General features: G+C 50.0%; 23 protein-coding genes. All 23 read left to right on the top strand.

Annotation, left to right across the window (positions count from 1 at the left end; genetic code table 11):
• Nucleotide 1: 1 nt before the first annotated feature.
• Nucleotides 2-952 carry an acetyl-CoA carboxylase carboxyltransferase subunit alpha gene (locus AAC007_RS02050; RefSeq protein WP_296436757.1) on the top strand — a complete coding sequence of 317 codons (951 nt, stop codon included), beginning with the start codon at nucleotides 2-4 and terminating at the stop codon, nucleotides 950-952.
• 52 nt (nucleotides 953-1,004) lie between these two features.
• On the top strand, nucleotides 1,005-2,333 hold the full coding sequence (gene tilS, locus AAC007_RS02055) for a tRNA lysidine(34) synthetase TilS (RefSeq protein WP_339674420.1): 1,329 nt from the start codon (nucleotides 1,005-1,007) through the stop codon (nucleotides 2,331-2,333).
• A 52-nt stretch (nucleotides 2,334-2,385) separates the two neighbouring features.
• Nucleotides 2,386-3,198 (top strand): tRNA (cytosine(32)/uridine(32)-2'-O)-methyltransferase TrmJ, encoded by an 813-nt coding sequence (trmJ, locus tag AAC007_RS02060; protein ID WP_296436755.1) that lies wholly within the window; start codon nucleotides 2,386-2,388, stop codon nucleotides 3,196-3,198.
• Between the two features lie 107 nt (nucleotides 3,199-3,305).
• Nucleotides 3,306-3,782, top strand: coding sequence for a Fe-S cluster assembly transcriptional regulator IscR (gene iscR, locus AAC007_RS02065; RefSeq protein WP_219044847.1), 477 nt, complete (start codon nucleotides 3,306-3,308; stop codon nucleotides 3,780-3,782).
• Between the two features lie 40 nt (nucleotides 3,783-3,822).
• Entirely contained in the window at nucleotides 3,823-5,037 is a 1,215-nt protein-coding gene (locus AAC007_RS02070; protein ID WP_219044846.1) for an IscS subfamily cysteine desulfurase, read from the top strand.
• Nucleotides 5,038-5,061: 24 nt separating this feature from the next.
• Nucleotides 5,062-5,448, top strand: a complete 387-nt coding sequence (iscU, locus tag AAC007_RS02075; RefSeq protein ID WP_219044845.1) for a Fe-S cluster assembly scaffold IscU — start codon at nucleotides 5,062-5,064, stop codon at nucleotides 5,446-5,448.
• 21 nt (nucleotides 5,449-5,469) lie between these two features.
• The gene (iscA, locus tag AAC007_RS02080; protein WP_219044844.1) at nucleotides 5,470-5,793 is read left to right on the top strand and encodes an iron-sulfur cluster assembly protein IscA; all 324 of its coding nucleotides are present in this window, start codon (nucleotides 5,470-5,472) and stop codon (nucleotides 5,791-5,793) included.
• Between the two features lie 26 nt (nucleotides 5,794-5,819).
• On the top strand, nucleotides 5,820-6,359 hold the full coding sequence (gene hscB, locus AAC007_RS02085; RefSeq protein ID WP_339674421.1) for a Fe-S protein assembly co-chaperone HscB: 540 nt from the start codon (nucleotides 5,820-5,822) through the stop codon (nucleotides 6,357-6,359).
• 45 nt (nucleotides 6,360-6,404) lie between these two features.
• A complete protein-coding gene (hscA, locus tag AAC007_RS02090; RefSeq protein ID WP_339674422.1) occupies nucleotides 6,405-8,255 on the top strand; it encodes a Fe-S protein assembly chaperone HscA in 1,851 nt (616 codons plus the stop codon).
• A 10-nt stretch (nucleotides 8,256-8,265) separates the two neighbouring features.
• Entirely contained in the window at nucleotides 8,266-8,604 is a 339-nt protein-coding gene (gene fdx, locus AAC007_RS02095) for an ISC system 2Fe-2S type ferredoxin (RefSeq protein ID WP_339674423.1), read from the top strand.
• Between the two features lie 31 nt (nucleotides 8,605-8,635).
• Entirely contained in the window at nucleotides 8,636-8,836 is a 201-nt protein-coding gene (gene iscX, locus AAC007_RS02100; RefSeq protein WP_219044840.1) for a Fe-S cluster assembly protein IscX, read from the top strand.
• 215 nt (nucleotides 8,837-9,051) lie between these two features.
• Nucleotides 9,052-9,480 carry a nucleoside-diphosphate kinase gene (ndk, locus tag AAC007_RS02105; RefSeq protein WP_219044839.1) on the top strand — a complete coding sequence of 143 codons (429 nt, stop codon included), beginning with the start codon at nucleotides 9,052-9,054 and terminating at the stop codon, nucleotides 9,478-9,480.
• 30 nt (nucleotides 9,481-9,510) lie between these two features.
• Complete coding sequence (gene rlmN / locus AAC007_RS02110) at nucleotides 9,511-10,656, top strand: 23S rRNA (adenine(2503)-C(2))-methyltransferase RlmN (RefSeq protein WP_339674424.1); 1,146 nt, start codon at nucleotides 9,511-9,513, stop codon at nucleotides 10,654-10,656.
• 19 nt (nucleotides 10,657-10,675) lie between these two features.
• Entirely contained in the window at nucleotides 10,676-11,488 is an 813-nt protein-coding gene (pilW, locus tag AAC007_RS02115) for a type IV pilus biogenesis/stability protein PilW (RefSeq protein ID WP_219044837.1), read from the top strand.
• 9 nt (nucleotides 11,489-11,497) lie between these two features.
• A complete protein-coding gene (locus tag AAC007_RS02120) occupies nucleotides 11,498-12,280 on the top strand; it encodes a RodZ domain-containing protein (protein WP_295877717.1) in 783 nt (260 codons plus the stop codon).
• The gene (gene ispG / locus AAC007_RS02125; protein WP_295877716.1) at nucleotides 12,277-13,389 is read left to right on the top strand and encodes a flavodoxin-dependent (E)-4-hydroxy-3-methylbut-2-enyl-diphosphate synthase; all 1,113 of its coding nucleotides are present in this window, start codon (nucleotides 12,277-12,279) and stop codon (nucleotides 13,387-13,389) included. Before AAC007_RS02120 ends, ispG begins: the two co-directional genes overlap by 4 nt.
• 49 nt (nucleotides 13,390-13,438) lie before the next feature.
• Nucleotides 13,439-14,716: a histidine--tRNA ligase gene (hisS, locus tag AAC007_RS02130; protein WP_339674426.1), complete on the top strand. Its 1,278-nt coding sequence runs from the start codon at nucleotides 13,439-13,441 to the stop codon at nucleotides 14,714-14,716.
• 31 nt (nucleotides 14,717-14,747) lie between these two features.
• Nucleotides 14,748-15,425 (top strand): tetratricopeptide repeat protein, encoded by a 678-nt coding sequence (locus AAC007_RS02135; protein ID WP_295877714.1) that lies wholly within the window; start codon nucleotides 14,748-14,750, stop codon nucleotides 15,423-15,425.
• Nucleotides 15,425-16,576, top strand: coding sequence for an outer membrane protein assembly factor BamB (gene bamB, locus AAC007_RS02140; protein WP_339674427.1), 1,152 nt, complete (start codon nucleotides 15,425-15,427; stop codon nucleotides 16,574-16,576). The genes AAC007_RS02135 and bamB overlap by 1 nt, the downstream gene beginning before the upstream one ends.
• A gap of 49 nt (nucleotides 16,577-16,625) precedes the next feature.
• Nucleotides 16,626-18,035: a ribosome biogenesis GTPase Der gene (gene der, locus AAC007_RS02145; protein ID WP_295877712.1), complete on the top strand. Its 1,410-nt coding sequence runs from the start codon at nucleotides 16,626-16,628 to the stop codon at nucleotides 18,033-18,035.
• A 71-nt stretch (nucleotides 18,036-18,106) separates the two neighbouring features.
• Nucleotides 18,107-18,505 carry a group III truncated hemoglobin gene (locus tag AAC007_RS02150; RefSeq protein ID WP_339674428.1) on the top strand — a complete coding sequence of 133 codons (399 nt, stop codon included), beginning with the start codon at nucleotides 18,107-18,109 and terminating at the stop codon, nucleotides 18,503-18,505.
• A gap of 200 nt (nucleotides 18,506-18,705) precedes the next feature.
• The gene (locus AAC007_RS02155) at nucleotides 18,706-19,494 is read left to right on the top strand and encodes an SDR family oxidoreductase (protein ID WP_339674430.1); all 789 of its coding nucleotides are present in this window, start codon (nucleotides 18,706-18,708) and stop codon (nucleotides 19,492-19,494) included.
• Nucleotides 19,495-19,612: 118 nt separating this feature from the next.
• Nucleotides 19,613-20,746, top strand: a complete 1,134-nt coding sequence (locus AAC007_RS02160) for a helix-turn-helix transcriptional regulator (protein WP_295877710.1) — start codon at nucleotides 19,613-19,615, stop codon at nucleotides 20,744-20,746.
• Nucleotides 20,747-20,789 lie beyond the last annotated feature (43 nt).

The following is a 20,789-nucleotide window of genomic DNA, read 5'->3' on the forward strand; positions in this document are numbered from 1 at the left end:
AATGAATCCGAACTATCTTGATTTTGAACAACCTATTGCCGAGCTGGAAGCCAAAATCGAAGAGCTACAGCTAGTCGGAAGTGACAACGACCTCAACATCAATGAAGAAATCACCAAGCTGCGTGAAAAAAGTAGCAAGCTGACGGAGAAGATATTTTCAAATCTAACTCCGTGGAATGTCGTCAAGATTGCTCGGCATCCAATGCGGCCCTACACGCTTGATTATATTCGCCGTATTTTTACCGATTTTGATGAGCTGCACGGTGATCGCCATTTTGGTGACGATTCCGCAATCGTTGCCGGTATTGGTAAGCTTAATGGCAAGCCGGTGATGGTTATTGGCCAAGAAAAAGGCCGCGGTGTTACCGAGAAAGTGAAACGCAACTTCGGTATGCCGAAGCCGGAAGGCTACCGCAAAGCGCTCCGCTTGATGGAACTGGCTGAACGCTATCATTTACCGATTGTGACTTTAATTGATACCCCTGGCGCATACCCCGGTATAGACAGTGAAGAGCGTGGAATCAGTGAGGCTATCGCGCAAAATCTGGCGGTCATGTCTCGTCTGAAAACACCGATTGTTTGCGTTGTTATTGGCGAGGGTAGCTCAGGTGGCGCACTGGGTATCGGTGTGGGTGACCATATCGCCATGCTGCAATATTCAACTTACTTTGTTATTTCTCCAGAAGGCTGCGCAAATATCATTTGGAAGAGCTCTGAGTTTGCGCCGGATGCGGCAGAGGCGATGGGTTTGACCTCTACCGTGCTTGAAGAGCTAGGTATCGTTGACGCAACTATTCCGGAACCCCGTGGTGGCGCCCATCGTGATATCGACTTGAGTGCTTCTCGAGTTCGCGATCACATTGCAGCTCAGATTACCCGCCTGCAGGGCTTGTCGGAGAAAGAGCTGCTAGATACCCGCTACGAGCGCCTAATGTCATACGGTGTTAGTTAAGCTTCGTCGACATAAGTCCGCCAACTAAGCAGTTTAGGGGCGCGGAGTGTTTATGACTGATCTGCTGTCCACTGCCTCGACTGCGCTGGCACCCTATTTGCGGTGCCGGCGTTGGGTTATCGCCTATAGCGGCGGACTCGATTCCCACGTTTTACTTCATCTTGCTTGGTGCTTGCAGCAGAGCGCGCTGCGCCGCGGCGACACTTTCCCTGAATTATCTGCGATCCACATAAATCATCAATTACAGTCTGCGTCGGGAGATTGGGCGGAGCAGTGTCAGGCTGTCTGTAAACAATATGGTATTTCATTTCAGGCTCGCTTGGTTGAAGTCCACGGTCATCGTCAAGGGATCGAAAGTCTTGCCAGAGAAGCGCGCTATCGGGTCTTTGAAGAGCTTATTGACGATGATAGCGTGTTGTTATTAGGGCACCATCAAGATGATCAAGTAGAGACTTTTTTTCTGCGTCTGCTTCGCGGCGCGGGTGCTGCCGGTCTTGCCGCTATGCCGGTGACTCGCCGTGTGGGGAGCGGCGTCTTGGTTCGGCCGCTACTGGATGTCAGTCGCGCTGTGCTTGAGTCCTATGCTAACTCTCAAGGTTTGGCGTGGATTGAAGATCCCAGTAACAGTGACTCGCACTATCGCCGGAATTTCTTACGTCATCGGGTGATGCCTGTTGTCGCTGAGGCTTGGCCAACGTACCGCAATACAATTGTTGCTGCAGCGGCCTTGCAGGCTGAAACATCGCTACTGTTAGACTCCTATCTCAATGCCGATATTGCTAAATTAAGTGATGAGGACGGTAACCTTAAGCTTGCTGAACTGAGGGAGTTTGATACTAGTCGTCAGCGGGCATTGCTTCGTCAATTTGTATTGTTGCGCACTGAGCAGCGTTTAGATCAGGCTCAAACTCGCGAGTTGGCTGAACAGTTTTTGCATTCGAGTAATGATAGCCAGCCAATATTTGTCGTGAATAAGGCGATGACATTAAGGGCCTTTCGCGGCCGTCTTTATTGTGTGCCGGAGTCTGTTTCAGGGCGCTTTGATAGTGAGCGCATTTTCGATTGGCGTGGTGGTGAATGCGAAATTAGTGGGCTGGGGCGTCTTAGCAGCAGTGCCGGTGGCAAGTTTGTTCCCCGTGGGAATATGACCGTTCGATTCCGGCACGGCGGTGAGCGCTGTCGTATTGCGGGTCATGCGCACAGCAAATCCCTAAAGAACTTATTGCAGGAGAGGGGTGTACCGCCGTGGCGGCGCGACATCTTGCCGCTTATATACTGCGATGACGAACTTGCCGCAATTGCAGATATCGCGATTTGCGAGGGCTTTTGGGCAGCTGATCAGGAGGTCGGGCTTATCTTGCACTGGCGTTGGAGTCGCTGACCTAGCTGCTAGCTTCTGCTAGAATGCGCGGCTCCTAAAAAGAGCCCCTACTATGAGTTCACAGAATTTGAGCCCGCAATCTTCGTCTGTCACTGCCCTAGATAACATCCGCATCGTGTTGGTGAATACCTCCCACCCCGGCAATATTGGTGCAGTGGCGCGGGCGATGAAAAATATGTGCTTGTCGCAGTTGTATCTGGTTGAACCTCAGAAGTATCCCCATGACGAAGCCACTTGGCGTGCAGCAAGCGCTGGCGATTTACTTGATTCCGCGGTGGTGTGCGACTCCTTGGCTGAAGCGATATCTGGGTGCCAGCTCGTTATTGGTACCAGCGCTCGTGAGCGCACGGTGCCCTGGCCGCTATTAGATCCGCGTCATTGCATGGAAAGGGCTTATAAAGAAGCTGAAGCAAGCCATAAGGTCGCTGTGGTATTTGGCCGCGAAGATCGCGGTTTAACTAATGAAGAATTACAGCGCTGCAACTTGCACGTCCATATCCCTGCAAACCCTGACTACAGCTCACTGAATATTGCGATGGCGGTTCAGGTGTTGAGTTACGAACTGCGAATGGCGCAGCTTAGTGGCGAATTAACTAGCAATGAGATGGCTGAGTGGGATGTGCCGGTTGCCGGCGCCGACGATTTAGAGCGCTATTTAGTACACCTAGAAGAAACTTTGCGCGATATCAATTTTTTACGGCCAGAAGCGCCTAAAAAACTGATGACGCGACTGCGGCGTTTGTATCAGCGCACTCGCTTAGATGAAATGGAAGTGAATATTTTGCGCGGCATTCTTACGTCGACCCAGTATTGGGTTCGCAAGGCCAAGCTAAAGGATGGTGATAGCGGCGGCGACTCTCTATAATCCCTGACCCAAAGTTGGGCTATATCCTACTAAAAGCATCGGATATAAAGTTGACTGTTTTGCTAGGTTATTGCATAATTGCAGCGTGGAAAAACGTAGGTGAGCTTATGCGATTAACGACAAAAGGGCGTTACGCAGTGACAGCAATGTTGGATTTGGCGCTGTACGGTGACCGTGGCCCCATTAGCCTAGCTGATGTGTCGGGGCGACAAGATATTTCGCTGTCGTACTTAGAACAACTGTTTGCCAAGCTGCGACGCAAAGACTTGGTATCTAGTATTCGAGGTCCAGGCGGCGGCTATAGGCTGAGTAGGCCTAGCGAAACGATTTTCGTTGCAGAGATAATCGACGCCGTTGATGAGCGAGTGGATGCCACAGGCTGCGCCGGTAGTAGTGATTGTCAGGATGGCCAAACCTGCCTGACACACAATTTGTGGTCTGATTTAAGTGACCAGATTCACCATTTTTTAAGCGACATCAGCTTGGCTAGTTTGGTTGAGCGGCGCGATGTGCAAAATGTTTCTGCACGCCAGTTACAGAGGGCGCGCAGTGCGCAGTCGATTACTTTAACTGCGATAGATTAGTGTATTTCTCGACTGAGGTCGGGAGTTTGGAGATAAGTTTATGCAATTGCCGATTTATTTGGATTACTCCGCAACCACCCCGGTTGATCCGCGGGTTGCAGAGAAAATGATGGCCTGTCTGACTACCGAGGGTGTGTTTGGTAACCCGGCATCGCGCTCGCATTTATTTGGCTGGAAGGCTGAGGAAGCGGTGGAGAATGCCCGTCGTCAGGTTGCCGATCTGTTGAATGCCGATCCGCGTGAAATCGTGTGGACCTCTGGCGCCACTGAGTCAAATAATCTTGCTATCAAAGGTGCAGCGCACTTTTACAGTAAAAAAGGCAAGCACATCATCACCTCCAAAATTGAGCATAAAGCGGTGCTAGATACTTGCCGTCAGCTCGAGCGCGAAGGTTTTGAAGTGACGTATTTGGATCCCACCGATAAAGGTCTGATTACACCGGAAGCTATTGCTGCTGCACTGCGTGAAGACACCGTTGTGGTTAGCATCATGCATGCAAACAATGAAATCGGCACCATCAACGATATCGCAGGCATTGGCGAAGTCTGTCGTGCCAATGGCGTTGTTTTTCACGTTGATGCGGCGCAAACCGCCGGCAAAGTGACTATCGACATGGCGACGATGAAAGTCGATTTGCTGTCGATGTCTGCACATAAAATGTATGGCCCGAAGGGCATTGGCGCGCTGTACGTAAGTCGCAAGCCCCGCATTCGTCTTGAGGCGCAAATGCACGGCGGTGGTCATGAGCGCGGCATGCGTTCAGGTACCTTGCCAACTCATCAAATAGTGGGAATGGGTGCAGCGTGTGAAATTGCGCGTCAAGAAATGGACCAAGATGCGGCGCATTCAATGGCATTGCGCAATCGCTTTTGGGATGGTCTCAAAGACATTGAACAAGTGCATATTAACGGCGATTTTGAACAGCGCCTGCCGGGCAATCTGAATGTCAGCCTTGCGTATGTTGAAGGCGAGTCATTGATTATGTCGCTGAAAGACCTGGCGGTATCGTCTGGTTCGGCGTGTACATCGGCCAGCTTAGAGCCTTCTTACGTGCTGCGTGCGCTTGGCTTGAATGACGAGCTAGCACACAGCTCGCTGCGCTTTTCTTTCGGGCGTTTCACGACACCTGAAGAAGTGGATTATGCGATTAAGCAGGTTCGTGGCGCAGTTGATAAGTTAAGGGAATTGTCACCTTTGTGGGATATGTACAAAGATGGCGTAGATTTGGACAGTATTGAATGGGCGGCTCATTAAGCTACTCAGAGAGAGGACGACATCATGGCATATAGCGAAAAAGTACTCGATCACTACGAGAATCCGCGCAACGTCGGTAAATTTGACGATGGCGCAGACGAAATTGGTACCGGCATGGTGGGTGCGCCTGCTTGCGGTGACGTAATGCGCTTGCAAATTAAGGTAAATGAGCAGGGTATTATCGAAGACGCCAAGTTTAAAACCTACGGATGCGGTTCTGCGATTGCGTCTAGCTCACTGCTAACCGAGTGGGTAAAGGGTAAGACTTTGGAAGAAGCTGAACTCATTAAAAACACTGAAATAGCGCAGGAATTGGCGCTGCCACCGGTGAAAATTCACTGTTCAGTGTTGGCGGAAGATGCGATCAAAGCAGCGGTATCAGATTATCGTAAGAAAAAAGCTGCGTCCTGAATCGCAGCTGGGGAGAGATAAATGCCAATTTCAGTAAGTAGCGCGGCGGCAGGCCACATTAAACGGCAGATCGACGGTCGTGGTCGCGGCTTAGGTATTCGTATCGGTGTGCGCACGTCTGGCTGCTCCGGTATGGCCTATGTGCTGGAGTTTGTTGACGAAGCGCAGGCCGAAGATCAGGTCTTTGAGCGTGACGGCGCAGCGGTTTATATCGATCCTAAAAGCATGGTATATCTCGATGGCACCGAATTGGATTTTGTGAAAGAAGGTCTAAACGAAGGCCTGAAATTTAATAACCCCAATGTGTCGGCTGAGTGTGGCTGCGGCGAAAGTTTCACCGTCTAGCGGCTCCGCCGGCCGGCCATAATCCTATGTCAGAATTTAATCCTCGGGAAAATTACTTCGCTTTGCTGGCTGTGCCGCAGAGCTATGAGGTCAATCAGGCGGATCTCAGTCGTCGTTATCGCGAGCTTCAGCGTGAAGCTCACCCAGATCGATTCGCAGGTGCGAGCGAGCGGGAGCGCTTGCGTGCCGTGCAATATTCGTCGCAAATTAACGAGGCGTATGAAACCTTGGTTTCGCCCACACGTCGTGCGGCTTATCTTCTGAAGTTGGCTGGGGTGGATAGTGACATGTCGTCAACCACGTTTCGCGATCCCGAGTTTTTGATGCAGCAGATACAGCTTCGTGAGGAGTTGTCGGAATTGCAAAGTGCCAGCGACCCAGAGGCGGCATTAGACGCGTTTTATCGCGACCTAGACGCCGCGGCAGATCAGCAAAAATCGATATTTTCCGCATCTTACCTTGAACAGCAATTCGACGAGTCCTTGGCCAGCTATGCCAAGTTGCAGTTTTTAGAAAAATTGCGCAGTGAAGCGGAATTGAAAGAAAGTGAATTGCTAGATTATTAAATAAGGCGCTTATCGTCGCCGGGAGCCCAAACAGCACTTATGTTGATGCAAATTTCAGAACCAGGACAAACCCCCGAGCCGCACCAGCGTAAGCTGGCGGTTGGAATTGATCTGGGTACCACCAACTCACTAGTGGCCACGGTCAGAAATGGCTCGGCACAAACGCTGGCGGATATTGATGGCGCGCATTTGCTGCCGTCGGTGGTGCTTTATGGCGAAGAAGCGAGCATCGAAGTCGGAGAGAAAGCGCTGGCGGGTGCGAGTAGTGACCCTGTGAATACCCTGATGTCGATTAAGCGCTTAATGGGGCGTTCTTTTGCTGATGTGACGGATGTCACTGGTGTGAAATTGTCACCGTATGAACTGCTCGATTTAGGGCAGGATATGGTTAAAATTCGCACACGGGCGGGCGATGTTTCACCGGTGCAGGTGTCAGCGGAAATTCTCAAATCCCTTGGCCAGCGAGCGGAGGAAACGCTTGGTGGAGAGCTGACTGGTGTGGTCATTACCGTACCGGCCTATTTTGATGACGCCCAACGCCAAGCAACAAAAGATGCGGCAAGAATCGCCGGCTTGAACGTCCTTCGTCTGTTAAATGAACCCACCGCGGCGGCGGTCGCCTATGGGCTTGATCAGCAGGATGAAGTTGCCGTTGCGGTATTTGATTTAGGCGGTGGCACCTTCGATGTTTCGGTGTTGCAGCTCACTAAGGGTGTCTTTGAAGTGCTCGCTACTGGCGGCGACTCAGCCTTAGGGGGCGATGATTTCGATCACGCGCTGGCACAGTGGTTTGTTGCTGAGCATAAACTCGACAGTCTCGACGTGTTTCAGCAGCGCAGTTTATTGACCGCAGCGCGGCAGGCAAAAGAGCAGCTTTCTAGTGCAAACGAGGTTGAGTTGGCCCTGGCGGATATCAGCTCTACGCTTAGTCGGCAGCAGTTTAACGACTTGGTTGATCCGCTGATAGATAAGGCGATCCGCGCCTGTAAGCGCGCCGTGCGCGATGCCAAGCTGCGCAGTGGCGATATTCATAATGTGGTGATGGTGGGCGGCTCAACTCGGGTGCCCCGTGTTAGGGAGCGGGTTGCAGAATGGTTTGGTCGTGAACCGCTGATCGATTTAGACCCTGATAAAGTGGTTGCCCTAGGGGCGGCCCTGCAAGCTGATCAATTGGTCGGTAATCGCAGCGGCGACGAAATGCTGCTGCTGGATGTCATTCCATTGTCCCTTGGTATTGAAACCATGGGCGGGCTCACTGAGAAAATTATTCACCGCAATACCACTATTCCGGTTGCCATGGCGCAGGAGTTTACAACGTTTAAAGACGGCCAAACGGCGATGGCTATCCATGTTGTGCAGGGTGAGCGAGAGTTGATAGATGACTGCCGCTCATTGGCGCGCTTTGAGTTGCAGGGTATTCCGCCGATGGTTGCCGGTGCGGCGCGGATTAAGGTGATGTTCCAAGTTGATGCCGACGGTCTGTTGCGCGTGAGCGCTAGAGAGGAAAGCACGGGCTCTGAAAGTCGTATCGAAGTGAAACCGGCCTACGGCTTGAGTGATACCGATATCGCCGATATGTTGCAGCAGTCATGGGCCTCTGCGGCAGATGACAAAGAGGCGCGAGCCTTGCGCGAGCAGCAAATCGAGGCCGAGGGTCTGCTGCAGGCATTATCTGCGGCACTGCTTAAGGATGGCGAAGCCATGTTGAGCGAAGATGAGCAGCGTGAGTTGTTGGCTAAGATGGAGGTTCTGCATCGCGAGCGTGAGCAAGGTTCGGTCGCCAGCATAGCTAAGCATATTGAAATTGTCGGTAAGGCGAGCGAAGTCTTCGCCGAGCGCCGTATGGACGCCAGTATTAACCAAGCACTCGCCGGTCGGCGAGTCGATGAAATTTAAGGAAGCGGGCATGCCACGCATTGTAGTACTACCCCATGAAGCACTGTGCCCGGACGGCGACGTGTTGGACGCCACCTCAGGTGAAACGGTGTGTGATGTTATGTTGGCGAACGGTATCGATATTGAGCACGCCTGCGAAAAGTCCTGCGCATGTACCACTTGTCATATCATTGTTCGAGAAGGCTTTCAGTCACTAAATGAAGCGGATGAGCTTGAAGAGGATATGCTCGATAAAGCGTGGGGCTTGGAGCCTGACTCACGTTTGAGTTGTCAGGCTGTGGTTGGCGATACCGATTTAGTTGTGGAAGTGCCGCGCTACACGATAAACATGGTTTCTGAACGTCATTAAGCCGTGGGCTTTGTAAAAAAGGTGTGTCGAAATGAGTCTGAAATGGACTGATGTATTAGATATTGGTATTGAACTTGCCGATAAATTCCCAGAAGTAGATCCAATTCATATCAACTTTGTAGACTTAAGAGACAAGGTGATGGGCTTGGACGATTTTGATGATGACCCAAAGCGCTGCGGTGAAAAGGTGCTTGAAGCCATTCAGGCAGCATGGATTGAAGAGCAGGACTAGTTCGGCGGTTTTTGCTTTTCGAGCGCTGTTCAAGCCGTCCGATCACACTAAAAGCGAGATCTGGGAGAAGTTTTCCGAAACGCAGCCCAGAACTCGCTGTCATACTCTCTCTCGCGTACCTATTTGCTATTAATACGCGTATAATTCTACGATTTTTCGTAACGGGCAATCTTGTTGCTCGAATTGTTCTTGTTTTACTTTTTGGAGAAAGACCGATGGGCGTTCAACGCACCCTTTCCATTGCTAAGCCTGATGCTGTTAGCAAAAATGTTATTGGCGAAATTTACAGCCGCTTTGAAAAAGCCGGCCTGCGCATTGTCGCTGCAAAAATGTTGCGCTTGAGCCGCGAACAGGCTGAAGGTTTCTATGCCGAACATAAAGGTCGTCCGTTTTTTCCGGCGCTGATTGATTTTATGACTTCTGGCCCAGTTACTGTGCAAGTTCTTGAAGGCGAAGGCGCGGTTTTACAGAATCGCGAACTTATGGGCGCAACTAACCCTAAAGAAGCGGCGCCTGGCACTATTCGCGCAGATTTTGCTGAGTCAATCGACGCTAACGCGGTACACGGTTCAGATTCAGAAGAGTCAGCTGCACGCGAAATCGCATTCTTCTTTTCTACCAGTGAGTTGTGTGAACGCGTTTAATCACGTTTTCGCTCATTGCAGGGCACGATAATGGAAGCACCAACAGCGGTCGTTCAGCAGAGCAAAGTCAATTTGCTCGGCATGTCGCGCAAAAATATGGAAGCTTACCTCACTTCTATTGGTGAAAAGCCGTTTCGTGCCCAGCAGATTCTCAAGTGGATTCATCACTCGGGGATCGACAATTTTGATGAGATGACCAATCTCGGCAAGCCCTTGCGCGCCAAGCTTCAGGAGCTTGCCGAGATTCGTCCGCCCAATATTGTTAAACAATTAGATTCCATCGACGGCACTCGTAAATGGGCTGTTGAAGTTGGCGGGAACAATCTGGTTGAAACGGTGCTTATACCAGATGGCCAGCGCGGAACCTTGTGTGTGTCATCGCAGGTTGGTTGCAGTTTAGATTGCAGCTTTTGCGCAACCGGTAAGCAAGGTTTTATGCGGGACCTGACCGCCTCTGAAATCATTGGCCAGGTCTGGTTGGCGATAAAGTCCTTTGACGGATTTAATTCCGGTAGTAAGCGTATTGTCACCAATGTCGTGATGATGGGTATGGGCGAGCCACTGCTAAATTTTGACAACGTCGTTGAAGCCATGAGCTTGATGCTGGATGATTTCGGCTACGGTCTGTCCAAGAGACGTGTCACCTTAAGTACATCAGGTGTTGTGCCAATGTTGGACAAGCTGGGTGACGTGTCAACAGTGTCGCTTGCCATCTCACTGCACGCCCCGAATGATGAATTGCGTAGTCAGCTTGTGCCTATTAACAAGAAATACCCTATCGCGGAATTACTTGAGGCGTGTAAGCGGTATCTTGCTAAGCAAGAAGACACTCATCGTGTAGTGACTATTGAGTACACATTGATCGCAGGCGTTAACGACGGTATCGAGCACGCTAAACAATTGGCAGAAGTGCTTCGGGAGCTGCCTTGTAAAATTAATTTAATCCCGTTTAACCCTTTTTCTTTGTCGAATTACGCGCGCCCCAGCAAAAATGCGATTAACCGCTTTTGGCTGACTCTGACGGAAGCGGGCTATGTAACTACTGTGAGAACGCCGCGCGGTGATGACATTGACGCTGCCTGCGGACAGTTAGCAGGGCAAGTGCAAGATCGTACCAAGCGTAGTGAGCGGCATCGCCAAAGGGCGGAGTTAGAACAGCCTATTCGCTTGGTCTAAATTTTTGGGAGCATACTGCATGTCGTTGTTAAGAATAAAAGGCATCAAGGTATTACCCCTGATATCGGTAATGCTCATCTCTTCGTTGTTATTGTCTGCTTGCGTGACAACCAAAAGCGGCGGCTTCGCATCGAAATTAGATGATAAAAAAGCCTTTGAAACTTCTTTGCAACTTGCGCGAAGCTATATCGCGCAAGGTAATTGGGATCAGGCTAAACGCCACTTACAGTATGTTGAGGCGGAAGACAAAAATAACCCCGAAACTTTAGAGGCATTAGCCTTAGTTTTTCAGAATACCGGCGAGCTTGAGTTAGCTGAACAATATTATTTGCGATCAATTAGCGCGGCACCAACAGCCTCTAGGGTACGCAATAATTATGCAGCCTTTTTGTATGCTCGCGGACGCTATGCGGAAGCGGCGACGCAGCTTGAAGTTGTAGTGCAAGAGCTACTGTATGAGCGTCGTGTTGAAGCTTTTGTCAATCTGGGTCGCTGTTATTTGCAATTAAATGAGTTAACTAAAGCCGAAGACGCGTTCAAGCGTGCTTTCCTGATGCAGGGTGACGATGCGGCGGTACTCATGTCATTGGCAGAAGTGTATTTCCGTATGGAACGATTTGCGGATGCGCAGCGTTTTTACGATGCCTACCTAAGCAAAAATCCAAGCCAAAATGCCGCGGCGCTGTGGTTGGGTATTCGCTTGGCAGACAAGTTTGATGACAAAAATTCGCATGCTAGTTTTGCCTTGGCCTTGAAAAATTTGTATCCAAAATCTGAGGAATACCTGCTGTATAAAGCGTATATGAAACAAAAACAGCAGGGTAGCCGCTAAGGATTTAATATGCCGGGACCAAAGAATAGTTACCCCGGGCCGCCGGGATCAGTATTACACGAAGCGCGCATAAGCGCGGGTAAGTCGGTGCTCGAAACTGCCGAAGCACTGAATTTATTAAATAGCTATGTCGAGGCGATAGAAGAAAACGATTACTCCCGTTTCAATTCACCGCTATTTGCGCGCGGTTACATAAAAAGTTACGCGCGGTACATGGGCTTGGATGAAGCACCTTTATTGAGCGACTGCGATCGGATTTGCCGTCGTGAAGAGCAGAGCAACCAGCGAAGCCATGTTCAAGTCCCCGGTAAGGTTCAGGCGCCTGGCCACGCGGGTTTTATTTTGGCGCTAATTGTGGCGCTGTTAATTTGGTCGTTGTCCTATTGGATATTTTCCGGTCCGGAAAAAAAAGCGCTATCCGTTGTTGTTTTAGAGCAACAGCTACCGGTACTACCGGTGTTGCGGAAGTCGCCGTCGCTCGGTGAATCGCTATTGGGAGGCGAGCCAGTTAAACCCGAAGAAGTTGATGTGCCGGTAGTTGTAGGTGAAATTGCCGAGCTTTCCTTCAAGCTCACTGAGGATGTGTGGTTAGAGTTACGTGACGCTTACAACAGTGTGGTGGTAAGTGGTGTGCAGAAAAAGGGCGAGGTTTTGCAATTCAAGTTGCAGGGCCCGGTCACGTTTAGTACAGCATACTGGCCTGCGGTGTCGATGTATTACAATGAGCGTTTGGTTGAGCTAAAAGAATTGGCAAAGAGTAACGTGGTGCGTGTACAAGTAGGTGAATTATGAAAATGGCATCTCCGATAAAACGCCGAGTATCTCGGCAGATTCATATCGGTAATGTAGCTGTTGGCGGTGATGCGCCAATATCTGTACAAAGTATGACAAACACAGAAACCTGTGACGTCGCTGCAACTGTCGCGCAGATCCGGCGTTTAGAGGCGGCGTGTGCTGATATTGTGCGTGTCTCGGTTCCCAGTATGGAGGCCGCGGAAGCATTTCGTGAGATCCGTAAACAAGTGTCTGTGCCACTAGTTGCTGATATTCATTTTGACCATAAAATTGCGCTGAAAGTATTGGAGTACGGTGTCGATTGCTTGCGGATAAATCCGGGTAATATCGGCCGTGAAGTAAAAGTCCGTGAGGTTATCGATGCCGCGAAATTTCACAATGTTCCGATTCGAATCGGTGTTAACGCGGGCTCCTTAGAAAAGGAACTGCAACGTAAATACGGTGAGCCGACGCCTGAGGCCTTGGTCGAGTCTGCTATGCGCCATATCGATATTCTCGATAAGCTGAATTTTCAAGATTTTAAATTAAGTGTGAAGGCCTCCGATGTGTTTATGGCGGTGGCGGCTTATCGGCAGATTGCATCTCAGATAGAGCAGCCTTTGCACCTTGGTATCACCGAGGCGGGTGGTCTGCGAGGCGGCACGGTTAAGTCGGCGGTGGGCTTAGGATTACTGCTAATGGACGGTATCGGTGACACGATCCGCGTTTCATTGGCGGCAGACCCAGTAGAGGAAGTGAAAGTTGGCTATGAGATATTAAAGAGTCTCAAGCTGCGTACCAAGGGCATTAATTTCATTGCTTGCCCGAGTTGCTCTCGGCAGAATTTCGATGTGATTAGCACCATGAATGAATTGGAGTCACGACTTGACGACGTGACCACGCCACTGGACGTTGCGGTAATCGGCTGCATTGTAAACGGCCCAGGTGAAGCAAAAGAGGCGGAGATTGGCCTCACTGGCGGTACGCCGAATAATTTAGTGTATGTGGGCGGCAAGCCAGATCACAAAGTAAAGAACGATGTATTGATCGACCATCTTGAAAAGTTAATTCGCGAAAAGGTCGCTCTTAAACAAGAACAAGACAAAGACCTTATAGCGCGCAGCTAAGCCATGTTTTGGCGCTTTTATTCATAAATTTGGTCGATAGGGAATAGTTTTGGCACGTATTCAATCAATTCGCGGTATGAATGATATTCTGCCCACCGAAACGCCGGTTTGGCAGTATGTGGAAGCGCGCGTGCGCGATGTACTTGCTCGTTATGGTTATAGTGAAATTCGTTTTCCGATTGTTGAGCACACCGAGCTTTTCAAGCGATCTATCGGTGAAGTCACTGATATTGTAGAAAAAGAAATGTATACCTTTGACGATCGCAACGGCGACAGTTTGACCTTGCGTCCAGAGGGTACGGCGAGCTGTGTTCGCGCATGTGATCAAAACGGTTTGCTGCATAATCAGATTCAGCGTTTATGGTATACCGGCCCGATGTTCCGCCACGAACGTCCACAAAAAGGCCGGCTGCGCCAATTTCATCAAATTGGTGTTGAAACCTTTGGGATGGTTGGTCCAGACATAGACGCAGAGCTTATCTTGCTGACAGCTCGTTTGTGGCGAGAACTTGGTATTAGTGATGCGCTGACTCTTGAGTTAAACAGCATCGGTAATGCCGAGTCGCGCGCCAATTACCGCCAGGCGCTGGTTGACTACTTGCGCGGCTTTCAAGATGAGCTAGATGAAGACAGCAAGCGGCGCTTAGAAACTAATCCACTTCGGGTACTCGATAGCAAAGATCCTAAAACTCGGGAACTGCTAGTCGCTGCACCGGTACTAAGTGACTATCTAGATGACATTTCGCGCAGCCACTTTGAGGGATTGTGCGCACGCTTAGACGCTGTGGGTATTCCTTATACATTGAACCCTCAGTTAGTGAGAGGCCTAGATTATTACGGTTTAACAGTGTTTGAATGGACTACCGATAGCTTAGGTGCACAGGGCACGGTGTGCGCCGGTGGTCGCTACGATGGTTTAGTTGAGCAGCTGGGAGGCAAGGCTACCCCAGCCGTTGGTTTTGCAATGGGTATTGAGCGCTTGGTACTGATGCTTGAAACCTTAAATGTCGCACCTGAAATTCAGCCTCAAGCTGATATTTTTATTGTGTCAGTGGGTGAAAAAGCGGACATTGCGGCTTTGCAAATTGCAGAACAATTACGCGATGCCATGCCGTCGGTAAAAGTGCTGATTAATTGCGGTGGCGGCAGCTTTAAAAGTCAGTTTAAGAAAGCGGATAAATCAGGCGCTTCACTGGCGGTGGTATTGGGAGAAGATGAATTGCAAGGCGGCGAAGCGGCGGTTAAACCACTTCGCGCTGGGCAGGGTGAGCAGCAGTTAGTCGCATTGGCGGAACTGGTTAACCATATTTCTAAGAATCATTTTTAAACGCGACCGGACAAGTCGGAGAGGAAGTTTAGTGGAAACGTATCGCACAGAAGAAGAACAAATCGAAGCCATTAAAAGATGGTGGCAAGAAAATGGAAAGTCCACCGTCTTTGGTATCGCGCTCGCGTTGGCCATTGTATTTGGTTGGAGGGGCTGGCAGGGGCATCAGGAAACGCAAGCAGGCGAAGCCTCAGCATTATTTGATAATTTGTTGATAGCTGACGCCGCCGTGCAGCGCGATGGCAGTAGTTTAAGTACGGCTCAGCATTTGGCTGACACATTGAAAGACCGCTTTGCGAGCCTGAGTTACGGCCAATTCGCTGCCTTGTTTAAAGCGAAATACGCGGTAAAAAGCGGCGATTATGCGGCGGCAACGGCTGAGCTCGAATGGGTTTTAAAACAGGGCCCGAGTGCGCAGATAAAGGCGCAAACTGAAATTCGTTTAGCGCAGGTACTGTATTCGCAAAAAGAATACGGCAAAGCGACTGCTTATTTGAGCGGACTAGCCAGCACGGGTTATGCGGCAGAGGCGGCGGAACTTGAAGGTGATGTTGCGTTTGCACAGGGCGATAAGGCAGCTGCCTTGGCAGCATACCAGCGTGCTAGATCCTTGGCTCGCACGCAGGAAGCACCGGTTAATAATGCAATGTTAGAAATGAAAATTAATGACTTATCTGCAGCCAAGACTGCTGTAGAGGGGGCGAAGTAATGCGGTTTATTTCTGCGGTCAGTATATTGCTGGCAAGTGCGATGATGGTGGCCTGCGCCTCCGACCCTACTAGTCGTGAGCCGGCTAAATTGACTGACTTCAAAGCAGAAAAAAAGCTCAAAGAAGTGTGGTCCTATTCATTGGGTGACGGTCAAGCTGAGGCATACCATCGTATAACCCCGGTGATTGATGGAGATGAGATTTTTATCGCTTCGTCCAACGGTAAAATGGCCGCTCTGAAAAAGTCCAGCGGTAAGAAGGTTTGGAAAAAATCCTACGATCTTAGAATTGCCGGTGGTGTGGGCGTCTCTGGAACGCTGCTGTTCATTGGTACGTCTGATGGCGAGGTTGTCGCGATTGATCGTATCTCCGGTGATATCGTCTGGCGCGTACCGGTAAACAGCGAAGTTTTGGCTGCGCCGCAAAGTAACGGCAGCGTCGTTGTCGTGCAAACCTATGCCGGTGAAGTGCAGGGGCTTAATTTTGACGATGGTAAATTGCTGTGGAGCTACGCATCTCAAGTTCCACGCTTGACCTTGCGCGGCACGAGCACTCCTAAAGTAGTTGGCGATATCGCGATGATCGGATTTGCGAACGGTCGCGTTATTGCGTTTGATATCGATAACGGAAGTGAACTATGGGAACAGCGTATTTCCGTGCCGCAGGGCAGTACTGAAATTGAGCGTTTAGTTGATGTTGATGGTCGTTTGTTGGTAATGGAAGACGGTCAGACCGTCGTCGCTACCGGCTACCAGGGACAAGTCATGGCGATCGATATTCGTAGCGGACGCCCATTGTGGGTGAAGGATACCTCTAGCTACGTCGGCGCGACAGATAATTTGGGTAAGGTATTTGTAGTGACCTCAGATGGTAGCGTAAACGCTATCGACGACAACGGGCAAGGCGCACTGTGGACGCAAACCGTTTTAGCGCGCCGTGAACTGACCGAGCCTGTCGCCTTCGAGGGCGCCATTGGGGTTGGCGATTTTGAAGGATATTTGCACATGTTGGCGCGGGACGATGGCCATTTGCTTGCGCGCACTAAAGTCGACGGTGATGGTCTTCGCGCGCCGATGACGGCTGATGGAAAACTGCTCTACGTCTACGGCAATAGTGGCGAGCTAATCGCGTACAAACTGCAAGACCGTTAAGTAAACATATTGTTATTCGGCCGAGTGCTGATCAGAGTTAAATAGAATTATGGTTCCTGTTATTGCCTTGGTAGGCCGACCCAATGTCGGTAAATCAACTCTGTTCAACCGGCTTACCAAAAGCCGCGACGCTTTGGTGGCGAATTTCCCTGGATTAACGCGCGACCGCAAATACGGCGAAGCCAGTCATGGTAATCGCCGCTATATTGTTATTGATACCGGCGGTATTAATGGCGATGAAGTTGGCATTGACGGTCCAATGGCGCAGCAATCTAAACAAGCTATCGATGAAGCCGATGCTGTCTTGCTTATGTTAGATGCGCGAGCCGGTCTCATGCCGGCGGATGAGGGCTTAATCAAGCATATTCGCAGTTGCTCAAAACCGGTGTTTTTCGTCGCAAACAAGGTTGATGGCACCGACGCGGAAGTGGCAAAGGCCGAGTTCTACAAAACCGGCGCCGCAAAAATTTATCCATTAACGGCGACCCAAGGTAAGGGCGTGCGCTCCTTGATGGATGATGTGCTCGCGCAATTCCCTCAGGAGGCGGAGGACAAGCAGGCCGCGCTGGCAACCGGAAAGAAAATTGCCGTGGTGGGGCGTCCTAATGTAGGTAAATCGACCCTGGTGAATCGAATGCTGGGAGAAGATCGCGTTGTTGTTTACGACCAGCCAGGCACAACTCGCGACAGCGTATATATAAATTACGAGCGAGAGGGTGAAGCGTATACCCTTATCGACACCGCTGGGATTCGTAAGCGTAAGCATATCTCTGAAGCCGTAGAAAAATTCTCAATTGTAAAAACCCTGAAAGCGATTGAAGACGCCAACGTGGTCATTTTGGTTATGGATGGCCGTGAGAGCATTGTTGATCAAGACCTACATCTCTTGGGCCAAGTAGTCGACTCTGGGCGCGCTGTGGTCGTGGGCATTAATAAATGGGATGGCCTTACCGCTGATCAAAAGGACAAGATTAAAAAAGAATTGGACCGGCGTTTACAGTTTATCGATTTTGCCGAAATTCACTTTATTTCTGCACTTCACGGCACAGGTGTTGGTCACCTTTACGAGTCGGTCGAAAAGGCCTATGAGTCAGCGACTCGTCAGTTGCAGACTCGGATGTTAACAACGATATTAGAGGGCGCGGTGCATGATCATTCGCCGCCAATGATTAACGGCAGGCGTATCAAGCTTCGTTACGCGCATCCCGGTGGACAGAATCCACCCATTATTGTGATTCACGGTAACCAGACCGAGAAAGTACCGAGCAGCTACACCCGCTATTTGGAAAAGACCTTCCGGCGCGAATTAAAGATGATGGGTACGCCGATTAAAATTGAATTCAAAACCTCTGAAAATCCCTTTGAAGGTAAGAAGAATGAGCTTACCAAAAGGCAAGTAGAACGAAAGCAGCGCGTTATGCGTTTTGCTAAAGCCAAGTCGGAAAGAAAGAAACGATAGTCGTCACCTGCGAGCAATATTGACACGTCAATCTTGCTCGCTCAGCTCAATGACAGAATCTAGCTAGTATCATGTCTTCACATAGTCCGCAAAATAGAAAGCCAGATCTCGATACACCCGAGCATATCGCCGCGTTCGTCGAGGCCTTCTATGAATGTTTGTTGAACGATGATCGCTTGGCACCGATATTTACTGACGTTGCTAATATCGATATTCGCGAGCATTTTCCACGCATAAGGGCGTACTGGGAAAAACTGTTATTAGGTAAAAATGACTACCATCGTCACACAATGAATATTCACCGAGAGTTGAACGCCAAACAGGCTTTGTTAGCTGACGACTTTACGCAATGGTTAGGTTATTTTATCTACGTTGCCGATCGTGATTTCAGCGGTCCAAAAACAGAGCGTGCGAAGCAAATTGCTACGACAATCTCACAAAATATGCGTAAAGTTATTGATCTTACATAGCCATCTTGGCAATTGATTACTGCCGCTAAAGCATTGCTCACTTTGCAGAGCATCACGATGTGCGCTAGCCAAGAAAAAATTGCTATTTCCAGCCCGCAATGCCACTTAAAAACACCGTCCGAATGGGTGGTGCCCGTTCTCGGTCACTCCGCTAAGATATACTCTGTTTTCCTAATAATTTTAAATAGCAGGGTTAAATTATGCTTTTACAAGGCAAGGTAGTCATTGTATCGGGTATTGGGCCTGGGCTGGGTCAGGAGTTAGCGGTAGAAGCAGCGAAGCAAGGGGCTGTCGTGGCCATGTGCGCGCGTACCGCAAGTAAGCTAGACGAGGCTGAGGCAGAGATCATGGCCTTAGGTTTAAATACCGAAGTATTAAAAGTTGCTACTGATATCAGTGATCGACAGCAGTGCGCAGCTTTAGTTGAAAAAACCATCTCCCGCTTTGGTCGTATCGATGTGCTTTTTAACAGTGCCTACAATCCAGGGGAATTTGGCCCGATTGAATCTGCGAATTTGGACAGTTGGCGTGCCGCAATGGACGTTAACTTATTTGGCACAATGGCCTTAACGCTCGAAACCATCCCGCAAATGAAAAAGCAGGGCGGCGGTGCGATTGTCATGATTAACACTATGGTTACCCGCAAACCTTTACATACCCAAGGTGGCTACGGCGCATCGAAAGCTGCATTGGCGAGCGCAACCTCACATCTAGCACTAGAGCTTGGTGGCTATAATATTCGCGTGAATTCTGCGTATATGGGGTGGATGTGGGGGCCAGCAGTTGAGGGGTATTTACAAATGAACGCCGATGCAGGTGGCCCAAGTGTTGAGCAACAGGTAGCGGCAGTCTCAAAAAATATTCCTCTAGGCCATATTCCAGACGACGCCGACTGCGCCAAAGCAGCGATATTTCTCGGTTCCGACTATGCCTGCGCAGTGACTGGCGCCGCTCTTGATGTAAATGGTGGAGAATATTTACCCCACTAGTGCTCCTTCAATATCATGTTGAAGGAGTACTAGATGTTTCGTTTAGCAAGGGGTAGTGAATTCGGAACGGAGAGGCTTTAGAATCGGGTCACATTTTACAACGTGGCCCGCGCACCTTATGGCTGATCTAGAGCTTTCTTCGCAGACCGATGCGGTAATTCATTCGATTTACCACGGCTTGTTGGAATCGCCACCATGGCAGCAATTTCTGGGTGAACTAAGAGCTCTCCTAGACGGCAATTTTGCGACCTTGCTTTTGCGTCCTCCCAGTGTGCGTGAACAAGGCGTAGTTTTAAATTCAGTTGTATTTTCCCCCGGAGTTTACCAGGCATACAACCAGACTTATTTTGCCCTCGATCCCTTTGTCAATTTACCCGATGGTGAAGTCGTGACCATTGCGGAATTCCTTGCCACTGAGGATTTTCAGCAGTCTGAATATTTTCGTAGCTACCTACAGCCAAGCAATGTGATGCATATTTTGGGTGCGGATCTTTGGTGTGAGGAAGGTTTGCTGGCACGTTTACGTGTTACAAGGCCAGCAGGCACTGATAATTTTGGCGACAGAGAGAAGGCCCTGTGTAGGCAGCTACTGCCGCATTTGCGGCAAGCTATACAAATACATGCTCGGCTTCGGGATTCTGAGACTGAGCGAAGTTTGTATGCTGATACCTTCGATCAGCTGGCAGTCGGAATTGTGACACTAGATGCACTAGGTAATGTAGTGAGCACGAATCCAGTCGCTAGGCGGTTAATTGATAGTGCTCGGGGTTTAATTTTGCGTCAGGGGTGTTTGAAGCTGGAGAGTGTTCACGAGCAAAAGGCGTTCAAGAGTTTGCTGAGCGAGGTTGTTTCTGCACATCATCAGCAGCTAGCCGGTTGCGTTAAGGCTTTTCGAATCGCCGAAGTAGGGCAATTGCAGGGACTAAATTTACTGTTACGGCCACTGCCGCTCAGTGATCGCAGTGGTGAGTCCGCGCCCGCCGTAGCGGTATTTTTGAGCGACCCGATGGCGCCGCGGCAGGCCACAAGTGATGTCCTCATTGCGCTATTTGGCTTGACCCCCGCTGAAGCGCGTTTAGCGATCAGGCTGGTGAATGGCTTAAGTTTAGATGAGGCTGCAATTAGTTTAGGGGTGTCGCGCAACACTGCTAAGTCGCATCTTCGGGCAGTATTTTCGAAAACAGGGGTAACTAGGCAGCCCCAGCTTATTCAATTAATACTGAATAGTGTGGTGACGTTGGCTGGAGAGTAAGTGTGAGTTGCAGATTGGCTTTGCAACTCACACGTGTTTCACG

Origin of the sequence: uncultured Zhongshania sp., assembly GCF_963975605.1 — a bacterium.
GTDB classification, from domain to species: Bacteria; Pseudomonadota; Gammaproteobacteria; order Pseudomonadales; family Spongiibacteraceae; genus Spongiibacter; species Spongiibacter aquimaris.

Excerpts from the sequence above, each read along its gene's own strand:
- AAC007_RS02050 (WP_296436757.1), top strand. The coding sequence starts at position 2 with ATGAATCCGAACTATCTTGATTTTGAACAACCTATTGCCGAGCTGGAA.
- tilS (WP_339674420.1), top strand. The coding sequence starts at position 1,005 with ATGACTGATCTGCTGTCCACTGCCTCGACTGCGCTGGCACCCTATTTG.
- trmJ (WP_296436755.1), top strand. The coding sequence starts at position 2,386 with ATGAGTTCACAGAATTTGAGCCCGCAATCTTCGTCTGTCACTGCCCTA.
- iscR (WP_219044847.1), top strand. The coding sequence starts at position 3,306 with ATGCGATTAACGACAAAAGGGCGTTACGCAGTGACAGCAATGTTGGAT.
- AAC007_RS02070 (WP_219044846.1), top strand. The coding sequence starts at position 3,823 with ATGCAATTGCCGATTTATTTGGATTACTCCGCAACCACCCCGGTTGAT.
- iscU (WP_219044845.1), top strand. The coding sequence starts at position 5,062 with ATGGCATATAGCGAAAAAGTACTCGATCACTACGAGAATCCGCGCAAC.
- iscA (WP_219044844.1), top strand. The coding sequence starts at position 5,470 with ATGCCAATTTCAGTAAGTAGCGCGGCGGCAGGCCACATTAAACGGCAG.
- hscB (WP_339674421.1), top strand. The coding sequence starts at position 5,820 with ATGTCAGAATTTAATCCTCGGGAAAATTACTTCGCTTTGCTGGCTGTG.
- hscA (WP_339674422.1), top strand. The coding sequence starts at position 6,405 with ATGCAAATTTCAGAACCAGGACAAACCCCCGAGCCGCACCAGCGTAAG.
- fdx (WP_339674423.1), top strand. The coding sequence starts at position 8,266 with ATGCCACGCATTGTAGTACTACCCCATGAAGCACTGTGCCCGGACGGC.
- iscX (WP_219044840.1), top strand. The coding sequence starts at position 8,636 with ATGAGTCTGAAATGGACTGATGTATTAGATATTGGTATTGAACTTGCC.
- ndk (WP_219044839.1), top strand. The coding sequence starts at position 9,052 with ATGGGCGTTCAACGCACCCTTTCCATTGCTAAGCCTGATGCTGTTAGC.
- rlmN (WP_339674424.1), top strand. The coding sequence starts at position 9,511 with ATGGAAGCACCAACAGCGGTCGTTCAGCAGAGCAAAGTCAATTTGCTC.
- pilW (WP_219044837.1), top strand. The coding sequence starts at position 10,676 with ATGTCGTTGTTAAGAATAAAAGGCATCAAGGTATTACCCCTGATATCG.
- AAC007_RS02120 (WP_295877717.1), top strand. The coding sequence starts at position 11,498 with ATGCCGGGACCAAAGAATAGTTACCCCGGGCCGCCGGGATCAGTATTA.
- ispG (WP_295877716.1), top strand. The coding sequence starts at position 12,277 with ATGAAAATGGCATCTCCGATAAAACGCCGAGTATCTCGGCAGATTCAT.
- bamB (WP_339674427.1), top strand. The coding sequence starts at position 15,425 with ATGCGGTTTATTTCTGCGGTCAGTATATTGCTGGCAAGTGCGATGATG.
- der (WP_295877712.1), top strand. The coding sequence starts at position 16,626 with ATGGTTCCTGTTATTGCCTTGGTAGGCCGACCCAATGTCGGTAAATCA.
- AAC007_RS02150 (WP_339674428.1), top strand. The coding sequence starts at position 18,107 with ATGTCTTCACATAGTCCGCAAAATAGAAAGCCAGATCTCGATACACCC.
- AAC007_RS02155 (WP_339674430.1), top strand. The coding sequence starts at position 18,706 with ATGCTTTTACAAGGCAAGGTAGTCATTGTATCGGGTATTGGGCCTGGG.
- AAC007_RS02160 (WP_295877710.1), top strand. The coding sequence starts at position 19,613 with ATGGCTGATCTAGAGCTTTCTTCGCAGACCGATGCGGTAATTCATTCG.